General features: G+C 40.0%; 10 protein-coding genes and 1 pseudogene. 6 read left to right on the plus strand and 5 right to left on the minus strand.

The window, feature by feature from the left end:
- Together ACDG22_RS07760 and ACDG22_RS07765 are read left to right on the plus strand one after the other, a co-directional pair.
- Positions 1 to 2,517, plus strand: a complete 2,517-nt coding sequence (locus tag ACDG22_RS07760) for a glycoside hydrolase family 2 TIM barrel-domain containing protein (RefSeq protein WP_370858835.1) — start codon at positions 1 to 3, stop codon at positions 2,515 to 2,517.
- Positions 2,518 to 2,544: 27 nt separating this feature from the next.
- Positions 2,545 to 4,767 carry a glycoside hydrolase family 3 C-terminal domain-containing protein gene (locus ACDG22_RS07765; RefSeq protein WP_270230836.1) on the plus strand — a complete coding sequence of 741 codons (2,223 nt, stop codon included), beginning with the start codon at positions 2,545 to 2,547 and terminating at the stop codon, positions 4,765 to 4,767.
- A gap of 234 nt (positions 4,768 to 5,001) precedes the next feature.
- Here ACDG22_RS07765 and ACDG22_RS07770 read toward each other — a convergent pair whose 3' ends face one another.
- Positions 5,002 to 5,721, minus strand: a complete 720-nt coding sequence (locus ACDG22_RS07770; RefSeq protein ID WP_442439631.1) for a NigD-like protein — start codon at positions 5,719 to 5,721, stop codon at positions 5,002 to 5,004.
- 247 nt (positions 5,722 to 5,968) lie between these two features.
- Between ACDG22_RS07770 and ACDG22_RS07775 the strand changes: the two genes are divergently transcribed.
- The gene (locus ACDG22_RS07775; protein WP_007569128.1) at positions 5,969 to 6,628 is read left to right on the plus strand and encodes a DUF4840 domain-containing protein; all 660 of its coding nucleotides are present in this window, start codon (positions 5,969 to 5,971) and stop codon (positions 6,626 to 6,628) included.
- 262 nt (positions 6,629 to 6,890) lie between these two features.
- On the opposite strand, the gene ACDG22_RS07780 is transcribed toward ACDG22_RS07775, so the two are convergent.
- Complete coding sequence (locus ACDG22_RS07780; protein WP_083779575.1) at positions 6,891 to 7,373, minus strand: hypothetical protein; 483 nt, start codon at positions 7,371 to 7,373, stop codon at positions 6,891 to 6,893.
- Between the two features lie 94 nt (positions 7,374 to 7,467).
- Between ACDG22_RS07780 and ACDG22_RS07785 the strand changes: the two genes are divergently transcribed.
- Positions 7,468 to 7,716, plus strand: coding sequence for a lipocalin-like domain-containing protein (locus tag ACDG22_RS07785; RefSeq protein ID WP_227994664.1), 249 nt, complete (start codon positions 7,468 to 7,470; stop codon positions 7,714 to 7,716).
- 57 nt (positions 7,717 to 7,773) lie between these two features.
- Entirely contained in the window at positions 7,774 to 8,124 is a 351-nt protein-coding gene (locus ACDG22_RS07790) for a hypothetical protein (RefSeq protein ID WP_227994662.1), read from the plus strand.
- Between the two features lie 96 nt (positions 8,125 to 8,220).
- Here ACDG22_RS07790 and ACDG22_RS07795 read toward each other — a convergent pair.
- A pseudogene (locus tag ACDG22_RS07795) lies at positions 8,221 to 9,429 on the minus strand (family 43 glycosylhydrolase); the annotation flags it as partial.
- Positions 9,430 to 9,663: 234 nt separating this feature from the next.
- Complete coding sequence (locus ACDG22_RS07800) at positions 9,664 to 11,010, minus strand: IS1380-like element IS616 family transposase (protein ID WP_004295325.1); 1,347 nt, start codon at positions 11,008 to 11,010, stop codon at positions 9,664 to 9,666.
- A 240-nt stretch (positions 11,011 to 11,250) separates the two neighbouring features.
- On the opposite strand from ACDG22_RS07800, the gene ACDG22_RS07805 reads away from it, so the two are divergent.
- Entirely contained in the window at positions 11,251 to 12,075 is an 825-nt protein-coding gene (locus ACDG22_RS07805) for a class D beta-lactamase OXA-347 (protein WP_004295324.1), read from the plus strand.
- Between the two features lie 202 nt (positions 12,076 to 12,277).
- Here ACDG22_RS07805 and erm(F) read toward each other — a convergent pair whose 3' ends face one another.
- Positions 12,278 to 13,078, minus strand: coding sequence for a 23S rRNA (adenine(2058)-N(6))-methyltransferase Erm(F) (gene erm(F), locus ACDG22_RS07810; protein ID WP_004295323.1), 801 nt, complete (start codon positions 13,076 to 13,078; stop codon positions 12,278 to 12,280).
- Positions 13,079 to 13,097: the final 19 nt, after the last annotated feature.

Below are 13,097 nucleotides of genomic sequence, written 5' to 3' on the forward strand. Positions count from 1 at the left end.
ATGAGTCATAAATTTATTCAATCTATTATAATAGGAGTGTGCTGCATGTTCTTATTGGGAGCATGCAGCTCTCCTTCTTCTGAGCCGAGAGAAAGACTGAGCTTTAATGACGGATGGTGTTTTTCTCTGATTGATGATTCATTGGCTGCACAAGTAGATTTTGCTGACTCGGGTTGGAGAAAATTAAATTTACCCCATGACTGGGCCATCGAAGGAGATTTCAGTCAGGATAATTCTTCGGGAACAGGTGGAGGTGCTTTGCCTGGTGGTATCGGATGGTATCGGAAGACGTTTATTCCAGCGGACGGAGATAAAGGAAAACATTTTCGTATCGAGTTTGATGGAGTTTACATGAATTCGGAAGTTTTCATTAATGGAATTTCGTTGGGCAAGCGTCCTTATGGATATATTTCATTCAGTTACGATTTGACTCCATATCTGAAGTGGGGAGAAAAGAATGTGATAGCTGTACGTGTTGATAATGCTGAACAGCCTAATTCTCGCTGGTATTCGGGATGTGGTATTTATCGTAACGTATGGTTGGTGAAAACAGGAGATATCCGTGTTGCAGAGTGGGGAACATATGTTACTACAACAAGTGTCGATACTCAGCAGGCTTCTTTGAAAGTCGTTACAACGGTTGAGAATATAGGAACGCAGGCAGATGCTGGAGTATCTGTTTATTCTATCCTGCAAGATGCAGAGGGAAAGAAAGTTGCTCAGGCAGAGTCTTCTCTGAATACAATAGCAGGAAAGGCTGTTGATGTTTCTCAAGATTTAAAGGTAAGCTCTCCTTTATTGTGGAGCATTGAGCGTCCTTACATGTATACTTTGGTTACAGAAATTCAGAAAGATGGACAATGTGTCGATCGTTATGTAACTCCTGTCGGTATTCGTAGGTTTTCTTTTGATGCAGCAAAAGGGTTTACGCTGAATGGCAAGCCGGTCAAAATAAATGGTGTCTGCATGCATCATGATTTGGGATGTCTGGGAGCAGCGGTCAATGTACGTGCCATCGAACGCCAGTTGCAGATCTTGAAAGAAATGGGCTGTAATGGTATCCGTTGTTCACATAATCCTCCGGCACCAGAACTGCTTGATTTGTGCGACCGTATGGGATTTATTGTAATGGATGAAGCGTTTGACATGTGGCGCAAGAAAAAGACTGCTCATGATTATGCACGTTACTTCAATGAATGGCATGAAAAAGATTTGCACGATTTTATTCTTCGCGACCGTAATCATCCTTCTATTTTTATGTGGAGTATCGGAAATGAGGTATTGGAACAATGGAGTGATGCGCAGGCTGATACTTTAAGTCTGGAAGAAGCTAACCTGATTCTGAATTTCGGCCACTCGGCAGACATGCTGGCTAAGGAAGGTGAAGAAAGTGTAAACTCTTTACTTGCAAAGAAACTGGCCGATTTTGTAAGAACCTTGGATCCGACTCGTCCGATTACAGCTGGATGCAATGAACCTAATCCTGCTAATCATTTGTTCCGTTCCGGAGCGTTGGATATCATTGGCTATAATTATCATAATGTCAACATTCCTGAGGTTCCAAAAAATTTCCCTGGCAAACCGTTTATCATTACGGAAAGTAATTCGGCTCTGATGACACGTGGATATTACCGGATGCCGAGCGACCAAATGTTTATTTGGCCTGAACGCTGGGATAAACCATTTTATGATTCAACATTTGCATGTTCTTCTTATGAAAACTGTCATGTTCCCTGGGGAAATACTCATGAAGAAAGTTTGCTGTTGATAAAGAAAAATGATTTTATCAGCGGGCAATATGTATGGACTGGTTTCGACTATATCGGTGAACCGACTCCTTATGGCTGGCCCGCACGCAGTTCATATTTTGGTATTGTTGATTTGGCTGGTTTCCCTAAAGATGTATACTATCTCTATCAGTCGGAATGGACAGATAAACAAGTCTTGCATCTTTTCCCGCATTGGAACTGGACCGAGGAACAGGATGTTGATATGTGGTGTTATTATAATCAGGCAGATGAAGTGGAACTGTTTGTGAATGGTAAATCACAAGGAATAAAATCGAAAGATGATAATCATTTACATGTTTTTTGGCGTGTAAAATATGAGCCGGGAAGTGTTAAGGTTGTTGCTCGAAAAGCAGGAACAGTGGTTGCCGAAAAAGAAATTCGTACAGCGGGAACACCGAGTATGATACATCTGACTCCAGATAGAAATATCTTGAAAACAGACGGTACTGATTTGAGTTTTGTAACAGTAGAAATCTTGGATGCAGAAGGAAATATTTGTCCTCTTGCGGATAATCTGGTTCGTTTTGAGGTAGAAGGAAACCTGTTTATAGCTGGAGTTGACAATGGAAGCCAGACTTCGATGGAACGTTTTAAAGATAATAAACGAAAGGCGTTCAACGGTAAATGCTTGGTCGTATTGCAGAATAATGGAAAAACAGGAGCAGCGCGTTTGAAAGCGATTTCTGAGGGATTAAAAGAAGCTGTAGTTGATATTGTTTCAGAATAATATTATCTTGGCTGAAAAAAGAATATTATGAAAAAGACGTTTATTTTTATAGGATTATTGAGTATTGCATGTGCTTCGTTACATGCACAAAATAAAACGGATATTCCTGTTTATCTGGATGATAAACAGCCGTTGGAAGTAAGAGTACAGGATGCTCTGAAGCGAATGACATTGGAAGAGAAGACAAGACTCAGTTACGCTCAGGGTAAATTCAGTTCACCCGGTTGTCCACGTTTGGGTATTCCTGAACTGTGGATGAGTGACGGGCCACATGGAGTTCGTGCCGAAATTAATTGGAACGACTGGGGATATGCCGGATGGACGAGTGATAGCTGTACAGCTTTTCCGGCATTGACTTGTCTGGCAGCTAGCTGGAATCCGGATCTGGCTGCGAAGTATGGTAAAGCGATTGGTGAAGAAGCGCGTTACCGCAAGAAAGATGTACTGTTAGGACCGGGGGTGAATATTTATCGTACTCCACTTAACGGAAGAAATTTTGAATACTTGGGAGAAGATCCTTATCTGGCTTCTGAGATGTGTGTTCCTTATATTCAGGAAGTTCAGAAAAACGGTGTGGCTGCTTGTGTGAAACATTATGCATTAAATAATCAGGAGCTTTGGCGCGGGCACATCGATGTACAGGTTAGTGATCGTGCTTTGTATGAAATTTATCTTCCGGCATTTAAAGCCGCCGTACAGCGTGGTGGTGTATGGAGCATCATGGGAGCATACAATAAAGTACGCGGAATGCATGCTACTCACCATAAACTGCTGAATAATGACATACTGAAAGATGAATGGGGATTCGACGGGTGTGTGATAACCGACTGGGGAGCCGCACATGATACATATGAAGCTGCCATGTACGGACTGGATATTGAAATGGGATCGTATACCAATGGTTTGACTTCTGAGTCGGAGTTTGGGTATGACGACTACTATTTGGGAAAGAACTATCTGAAGATGGTTAAGGAAGGAAAAATACCGATGGAGGTAGTGAACGATAAGGCTGCTCGTGTCTTGCGCTTGATTTTCCGTACAGCCATGAATCGTCAGAAACCTTTTGGATCGATGACCAATGAAGCTCATGAACAGGCTGCTTATCAGGTAGCAACAGAAGGTATCGTGCTATTGAAAAATGAAGCAGCCAAAAAGCAACCAGCTTTATTGCCTGTTGCTCCTGATCAGTATAAGCAGATATTGGTTGTAGGTGATAATGCTACACGTAATTTGATGTTGGGAGGAGGTTCTTCCGAATTGAAGGTGAAGAAATTTATATCACCGTTGGATGGACTGAAAAAATACTTTGGCAATCGTATTGTATATGCACAAGGATATGCAGCTGGCCGTCCAATGTATGGACGTGAGGAAAAAATATCTCAGGCTAAAGTCGATTCTTTACGCAATGATGCCGTAGAAAAGGCAGCTAAGGCTGATCTGGTTATCTTTATTGGCGGATTGAACAAGAATCATTTCCAAGATTGTGAAGGAGGTGACCGCTTGTCTTACGAACTTCCTTTTGGTCAGAATGAACTGATTGAGGGCTTGTTGAAAGTAAATAAGAATCTGGTAGCTGTAATCGTAAGTGGAAATGCTGTCGAGATGCCGTGGGTAAAAGAGGTTCCAACTATCGTACAGTCCTGGTATCTAGGTTCGGTTGGAGGAGATGCACTGGCTGATGTGCTTACTGGAAAAGTAAATCCTAGCGGAAAGCTTCCTTTCTCTTATCCGGTAAAACTGAAAGATTGTCCGGCTCATTTTTATGGCGAAATGAGTTATCCGGGCGATAGTATCAAACAGGAATATAAAGAGGATATATTAGTTGGGTATCGCTGGTATGACACTAAGAAGATTAAACCTCTCTTCCCGTTTGGCTATGGATTGAGTTATACTACTTACAAGTATAGTAAGCCTGTTTTGTCGGCTAAACAAATGAATGAAGGAGAAACTCTGTCGGTTTCAGTAAAGGTTAAGAATACAGGAACGGTAGCCGGAAAAGAAACCGTTCAATTGTATATTGGAGATGAAAAATGTTCTTTGCTTCGCCCGCAGAAAGAGTTAAAAGGATTTCAGAAAGTTTCACTTCAACCAGGTGAAGAAAAAGAAATAACTTTTACGATAAAACCGGAGGACTTACAATTCTTTGATGATCGCAAACATGAATGGGTTGCAGAGCCGGGCAAGTTTAAAGCTTATATATCTTCTTCATCGGCTGATACGCAAAATATTGTGGAATTTGAGTGTAAATAAAGATTCGTTATTGGTTGTCGGGACATGGTTTTCGGCAACCAATATTTTTTCAATAGGAAAGGGATCAATTGGTGAAGATTGTATAATACGTAGGGATAACATATTACAATAAAAGTCCCGGTAAGCATGATAAAAGTTATGGTATGCGGTTATTTAGAATATGGAAAATCATGCTACCGGGACATTTTCTAGGTTTTTGTCTTCTTTAAGTGTATCTATATATTTATAAAGGGGTTACTTGAGTTTGTAATTGCTTCTTACAGATGTAATTGCTGAGTTCTGAGGAGCCAGCGATTTACGTGTACAATAATCGAATTCTGCAGACTTATCTCCGCTGAATGATTTCCATTTGAGAGTAAGCTTTACTGTCTTTCCTTCTGTATCAGGAAGCCCGTCCAGCTTAAATGCTACCAGTGCATCTCCAGACTCGCCGTATGTATCTCCATATGCGTTGTGTCTGAATTCTACTTCATACGGATTGTCAGGATTATTTCCCAGTAATAGGTTTACAAAATGAGGTTGAGATCCTGCTCCCCATACAGTACGGAATCGTAAGGTCAGATATCCGTCTTCTGCTATTGTTACCCAGTCTTTAACTATTTCTACAGGGTCTGTTCCGTAAGTCTGGTCATTTTCCTCTCCCAAGTCAGTAGCTATCGGTTTGGTGAGAATGCTGTCTATCCAATTAATATGTACAGCTTTAGTATATGCTCCGCTCGGTTCATCTACTTCTTCTATATTGGCAAGAGCACGCACTTCTTTATCTCCAAAGGGAGAAGATGCGAGATTTACCGGTAGCAGTGTTGTACTGTCATCCAGCTGGAGGAAAAAACTATCATTTGCATCACTCTTAACAGTAACCAGTGCATTAGGATAATTAATATTATAATAGTTTTCATCATCGTCATCCAGGCAAGATGACAATCCCATAATGCTTGTCAGTGCTGCTGCCATTATAAATCCCTTGCAAAATGGAAAATGAGTTTTCATAATATATGTTTTTTTGTTGAACATTAAATGGCTTTTTACTCTCTAAATGATGAATTGATATGAATCCTGCATGGCTAAATGTTAAAATTCTTCAATAAAAATTTTATTTATTTTTCTCTATAAACTTGTGCGGTAATACTTGTTGCCTGACATTTTTTATGTGTCAGCTGATAAAACTAATAATTGAAGTTTCAAACGAAAAATTAGAGAAATGAAAAAACAAATTAAACTGAACCGTTTATTTATTTCCATGCTGATGCTTGGATGTTCTTTGGGCTTTGTAGCTTGCAGTGATGACGACGAAACAACTCCGACACCTCCTGTCGAAGTGACAACAGATCATATGTTTGGCAATTATACAGGAAAAATGTTTTATCTGACCGAATCTACTACAACGGAAGACGGAACTGATGGAGGAGAAGATACTCCTGAGGGCACAGATGTTGCGGTAAAGGTGGACAATGATACTGTTTATTTTGACAGTTTCCCGATAAAAGATATTGTACTTGATATTGTTGGTGATGAGGAAACTGCGAATAAGATTGTAGAAGCAGTAGGTGATGTAAGTTATAAGATAGGATACGAACCGGAACTGAATACAGAAAAAGATAGTATTTTATTCGTTCTCGATCCGAAGCCTTTGGAACTGAATGTATCAATTCCGTCGGAAACTGAAGGTGGAGAGGCTCAGAATTTACATATTGAGGTTAAAGTATCTCCGGTTGATGGAGCGAATTACGAAGTAGAAACAACAAATCTGAAGTTCAAGATTTATGTCCCTGAAGTTTCGTTGGGTGAAGGTGACAATGAACCTGTTGCATTGCCTGGTTTTGTTCCGGCAACATTCGATTTTGAACTTAAGAAAAACTGATAAGGTTATGCTTCTGTTTTTAAGATAATGCCCGGTTTTTACGGGCATTATCTTTTTTCGTATGCTCGGCATGAGTATTAGCTAACGGGTGCAAGTCCCCAATGAGCCCTAATAGCGGGAATCATACAGCCAAAAGCAAGGGTGTCCATCGCGAGTTGGAATCTGAAAGAAGCTGGCGGCAAACATCTGGTCTGACGAACAGAAACTTCATATAAGGCATATGACCGTGGGTAAGGTTGCGAAACAAACTAAAGCCCTATAGCTATTCGGGACGGTTAGTGTAAATGGAGCAGACATAAGATTGAAAGTTAATACCCTTATCCGAGGAGGTCTCACGGACATATGGTGAGGATGAATGATTCGAAGTACCATGATGGAGTAAAGCTTGCCGTGAGAAGTCAGCAGAGGTCGTAGTACCCAAGGCATGTATGCCTATAGGGAAGGACCAAACTTTATTTAAACGGCATAACTGAAAACTACCGTTTGTTGGAACGAATGCATAAAACCAAAACAGAAGTATTGGGCTACCTTTAAAGAGATAGGACGGAATCCGAAGGGTATAAAGGAGCGCAGACCTACAAATGGATGGTTGAAGAAGATGTCGTGGAAGTGTCTTTCGAAGAATACGAAAGGCATCCATAGTAAAGAACCGCCGTATGCCGAACGGCACGTACGGTGGTGTGAGAGGTCGGAAAACGAAAGTAGGAAGAAAACTACTTCGTTTTCCTCCTACTCGATTTTTCAGGCGTGCATTAAATTATCTTTAGATTCAGTTTTTGCAGATTCGATATTTTCTTGATAAATTGCATTTTAAATTCAATATTAAATTAATAAAAGTTATGAAGAATCTTATTTGGATAAGCACAATGGCTTTAGGTTGTATGGCTTTACTTCCGGCATGTAACGGAGCCAGTATAGAAGGTGCATGGGTTGAACCTGTACCGGGTATGGAAAATATGCAGCAGGGTTTTGTTCTTGAGCCCGATGGAACAGCTTCTTCTATAAATATGGCTACTCTTCAGTATGAATCATGGAAAAAAGAGGGGGATGTACTTATTTTCGCCGGTAAAAGTATTGGCAACCACTAGACGATTGCTTTTTCTGATACATTGGTGATTAAAGATTTGTCTGATAAAACTTTACTTTTGGAGAAAAACGGTACGGTATATTCCTATTCCAGAAGTGATGAGGCACAGACCTCTCAGACAGCATTGCCTGCACAACAAAAAGAAACAATTTCTGTAAAAGGAGAGCTGATTATAGCTCATGAAGTCCGGTCGTTTGTTGCTGATGGAGATACTGTTTGCTATTGGGTGATAGACAAAACCGGAGAGCTTTACAAGCAGTATGATGAACTGACTAAAGGACAAAAGAATGGAGTACCTGTGCATGCAGAACTAGAGGTAAGAGATATGGGTAAATCGCAGGAAGGTTTTGCTGCAGAGTACGATGGAGTGTACGAAGTTGTAAAAATCGACAAACTTTCTGCTAAATAGTTGCAGCAGAAAACTCTTTTATCTGATATATATCAAAATCCCGGCTCATTTTCTATTAGAGAGGAGCCGGGATTTTGCTGATAATTGCTTACCTGTTTATTGAGGATGAGCCATATTGGCAGACGTAGCATATAGCCCAATCATATTTCCTGTAAATCCGCCAGCTACATTAGTTGAGAGAATATCTCCGGAAACAATACCTCCTAAATTTTTAAAAGAATGTCCATCGGTAGAATAGTTGAATGTGTATTTATCTCCTTCGGCTTGTATCTGTAAATATAAGGGTTGTTGCATATCGACAGGAGTATTAGCAACGATTTCCGATTTTCCATTATTTGTACGCTGAAGCAGTAAGTAACATTCATTTCCTTTTCGGGTTATCCCGAATACATAATTAAACGATTCTTTCTGATAACACACCATTCCGGCAAGTTCATTTTCTGCTGTCGGTTTATATTGCAGGTTTACAGAAGCCGTAAAGCAGTTGTGTTGCTGGCGGAAAAAAAGTGTTGAAGTTGGTCTTGCCTCTGTTATGTCAGTAGCATAAGGAGTTATTTGTAATCCGTTTTCTCCTATTGAGATAAATTTTTCACGGGCATCACGAATGCCTACCCATCGGTTATCGAGTGGGAGTGAATTCAAGTTATCTGTAAATGTGAAGTTTCCGTTGGGAACAAACCCGTTTGTTCCCGTCTGGTTTTTTACACCATCAGGCATTTTTAATTTGGGTTGCAACGCTTGCATGCCACCTTCGAAAACGGGAAACTCTTCCGACCAGTCGACAGGCAGTATATAGGTTTCTCTTCCAGTATTAACTCGGTTGCATTCATTAGGGCGTACAGCTAAAAATACTCCGTACCATTTTCCGGAAGGAGTGTCTGTTATATCGGCATGTCCTGCCCGGTCGACCTTATCCGGACGGTTTGCCGGAAGATGTCTTTGCGAAAGAATCGGATTCTGTTTCGACGGAACAAACGGTCCGGTAGCACTGTCACTGATAAAAATTACTTCCGAATGGTTGTCGCCCGTACCTCCTTCTGCACACATCAGATAATATTTGCCTTCTTTTTTATATAGGTGAGGAGCTTCTATCCATATTGGTTTTTTGGTGATGTCAACACCTCCATTTACTATAACTTTGTCTGTTCCGGCTATTATTTGGTCTGTTTGCACGTCATATTCCCAGATTTTAATTACTCGATGTCCTTCATATAAAGCCTGTTCGGGAGCGTCATTATGCACTATATAAGCTTTACCGTCGTCATCGAAAAAGATAGACGGATCTATTCCGTCGAAGTTTAGCCTACATTATTCATAGTGGATTCATTTCAGGTTATCAAAACAGATATGGGGACAATCTGAAGCCTCCAACTAATGTCTATCATCGAATGACCGCTTGATGTAGAGTTATAATCCTGTCCGAAGCCTTGATTTCGGCATGCTCAGGTCTGATTATCACGTCCATTTTTATGGAGCGGATATGACTTATAAGTCCGATTACAGAATCGGACTCAGGTTGATTTCAGATTATTCCACTTGTCAGGCAGAGAGTCTCGTCAAGGCTTGCGACAAAGCTTCAAGGTGTCGATGGTGTGGGGAAAAGCTGAACCTTATAAAAGTCTTTTTTTCGACTATGAAGACGGCACTCAGCATAATCCGCTTCATGAAGCTGTCCATCGTGAAGGCGCCGACCTCTGTATTGGAGAAAGCCTTCGACCTGAGACGGTATGCGGTCACATATGCCGCGCCATATAGAAACAGCCGGAACATATTGGCTCTGAAAGAACTGCACGACATCCTGTCGGCTCGAAAATACTTCAGGTCTTTTATCCATAGCTCCATTGTGCCGCGCTTACAGTAACGTCGATATACTGTCTCGGGCTTGTTGTTACGGTTGCTTGTGACTATGAAGCGGACGTTTACACCCTTGTCGGAGACTTCGATTTTTGCAATCACCCTCTGTCTGTATTTCCATGATTTGGCTTTGTACTCAAAGCTGTAGTAACGGCGTACATCCTCATGGTGAAGTTCGAAATCCCCCTTGGCACGGCGCAATTGCTTGTCGATTTTCTTCATAAGCGCAGGATTGCCCGACAGCCCTGTGATAAATCTCACATAAAGATGTGTCTTGACCCAGTCCATAAACTCATGGCTGCAGAAATGACTGTCCCCGCGGAGTTCTATTATTGTGTGAGGCCATTCCTTATGGATGTATTCAATGACTCTGCGCAGTATACCGAAGATGTTCAGCGACTTGTTGCGTCGTCCCGGTCTCAGTAGAGGAAGTATCAGCTTGCCGTTCATACCGTCGAAAATAACCATCGGCATGTAGCAGTATTCGTCATAGTAATCATTGAACAGCGACAGCTGCTGCGCCCCGTATGTGTTGGCATTTGTATCGTCAACGTCAAGAATAATCTTACGCGGAGCTTTGTCGAAGGATGAGATGTAGTCCTTGACAAACAGTTCTGCTATTTTCCATAAGGTCCTTTTGTCAATATGATTCTCAAGCCGTGTCATCGTCGGTTGTGAGCACAGGCCGGGATCCGATGCCTTGCGGCCCACGCTCATCTTAAGGGCACTGTCGTGGCGCAGGCGGTCGCAGTCGTTGGCATCCTCGTAGCCGCACATTATCTGTCCGACACGCTGGCAGACCATCTCTTCGTAGGAATGCTGTACGAAAAGTTGATTTCGATAATCCGGAATTAGGCGCGCTATCTTTCGCGCTATGCTGTCTTTCATTAGACCGACAAGCACCAGTCCTCCATTGGACGAGATGTCCGGGGCATTGAAATCGACCTGAATTTTCCTGTCAGGAAGCACGTCTTGAAAAGAAAAAAGATTTTTCTCTTGACTGACTCCGTTATTTGTTGTATCTTTGCACATGAGAACGCCGGTATTAAGTTTATTTTTAACACCTTAAAGTTAATGCTTTTCTTGCAAATATACAAGAAGGGCGTTCTCTTTTTTGTGGAGACTATGAATTATTCAGGTTAATAATTTAGCTTCTGTGGAAACACATCGGCTACGTCACTGCTAAATTGAACTTTTTGTCCAATTTATCCGCCACTTCGCCAATGCGTTTCCCGTTAGTGGCAACAAAAACAAACGATAATTAGACAATAAATGAAAAATATTTTATTTGTAGTTTTTATTTCAATGATATTTTTATTTGTTTGCTGTAACACAACAACGAATAAAAACATAATTGAAACAGAAATTTCTGATTTTGACAAAATTTTAGATAGTTTTCAAGTAAATGGTTCAATTCTAATTTATGATAACGACAAGAATACTTTTTACTCAAATGACTTTGATTGGGCTAAAAACGGAAAATTACCTGCATCAACATTCAAAATTCCAAATTCTATAATTGCTGTTGAATTAGGCATTATTGAAAATGATACAACTATTTTAAAATGGAATGGCGAGCAGAGAAAAATGGATATTTGGGAAAAAGATTTATCATTTAAAGATGCTTTTAGAATTTCCTGTGTTCCTTGCTATCAGGAAATTGCAAGGAAAATCGGAACAATTAAAATGAAAGAATATTTAGAAAAATTTGAGTATAAAAATATGATTTTTGACAGTTTAACGATTGACAATTTTTGGCTTGAAGGAAATTCAAAAATATCTCAAAAACAACAAATCGACTTTTTAAGGAAATTCTATTTTTCAAAATTTCCAATTTCTGATAGGACAATAAAGATTGTCAAAAATATTATGGAAATTGAGCGAACTGAAAATTACATTTTAAGCGGTAAGACTGGATTAAGTTCGATAGAAGAAAAATATAATGGTTGGTTTGTTGGTTATGTTGAAACAAAATCTAATGTTTATTTTTTTGCAACAAATGTAATTCCGACAGACGGATTGAATGTTGATGATTTTATTTCATCGAGAATTAATGTAACAAAAAATGCGTTAAAGCAAATGAATATAATGAAATGATAAATGCCACTAACATATGGTAGCCGATAATTGCCGGCTTTCGTGCCAACTTGATACTTTGGTGCTTTTAACGAACCGAAGTGCTAAATTGATACGAAAGTGCTGTAAATCCGGCAACTACGGCTACCATTTTTCGTTATGCGGCAGCTTAAAAGACGACACCAAACCAGAAAAATCATCTTGACAACCACCCGACTTTGAACTACGAAGGATGAAATTTTTCAGGGACAACTTCCAGCATTTCCAAAAAACAGTTTACCCATTGACTTGGAGACAAACAAACAATTTGAGCATTAAGGTTTAAACCGAATTTTTCCGAAATTGACCTGACCTGACTTTTCCTGAAAATCGACTTTAAAGCTGTTTTTACAGATAAATCAGGTTTCTCTAACAGACAGGAAATAAATGCTAAGTATTTGGCTTTAAACTTAAAATCAAAAAATAACTGTTTTCTTTTAATGTTTAACAGGGCTGATTTGACAGTTGGCGGTGGAAAGAAACTTTCAGGACCTACCTCATAGACAAGTTTCAAATCAAAAAAAGTATGATAGAAAACGGTATATGGATTGTAAAGCTTCCTCGAAAATAACTTTTGTGTAGGTTCTAACTGAAGGACAATGGAACCTCCCAGAAAATTTCCAAGACTCTCAAACATCAGGATTTTGAAAATATCGGAAGTAATGCCATAAGGAATATTTGACACCACTTTGAAAGGAAATTTCGGAACTGCAAAATTCCTAAAATCACAACCGACAACTTGAACATTTCGGGCATCAGAAAATAATTTTCGTAAATGTTCAACCAAAGCTGTGTCGTTTTCAATAGCAACAACATTGTTGGCGATTTTTAATAAATGAACAGTAAGAAACCCCTTGCCTGCCCCAATATCTAAAACCGTATCCTGATTACTTATATTTGCTTGTCTTATTGCATCTTTTATTAGCACTTTATCAATAGTAAAGTGCTGACCCGTAAAACGAACGGGCAATTTCTTTTTTGTCATTAGTAACTTCTTACAGGTG

The sequence above is a fragment of the Phocaeicola coprocola genome (assembly GCF_041333015.1).
In the GTDB taxonomy this organism is placed as follows: Bacteria; Bacteroidota; Bacteroidia; order Bacteroidales; family Bacteroidaceae; genus Phocaeicola; species Phocaeicola coprocola.

Coding starts and splice junctions, on each gene's coding strand:
- ACDG22_RS07800 (WP_004295325.1), bottom strand. CDS start 11,010: ATGTGCAAAGATACAACAAATAACGGAGTCAGTCAAGAGAAAAATCTT.
- ACDG22_RS07785 (WP_227994664.1), top strand. CDS start 7,468: ATGAAGAATCTTATTTGGATAAGCACAATGGCTTTAGGTTGTATGGCT.
- ACDG22_RS07805 (WP_004295324.1), top strand. CDS start 11,251: ATGAAAAATATTTTATTTGTAGTTTTTATTTCAATGATATTTTTATTT.
- ACDG22_RS07760 (WP_370858835.1), top strand. CDS start 1: ATGAGTCATAAATTTATTCAATCTATTATAATAGGAGTGTGCTGCATG.
- ACDG22_RS07765 (WP_270230836.1), top strand. CDS start 2,545: ATGAAAAAGACGTTTATTTTTATAGGATTATTGAGTATTGCATGTGCT.
- ACDG22_RS07770 (WP_442439631.1), bottom strand. CDS start 5,721: ATGGCAGCAGCACTGACAAGCATTATGGGATTGTCATCTTGCCTGGAT.
- ACDG22_RS07775 (WP_007569128.1), top strand. CDS start 5,969: ATGAAAAAACAAATTAAACTGAACCGTTTATTTATTTCCATGCTGATG.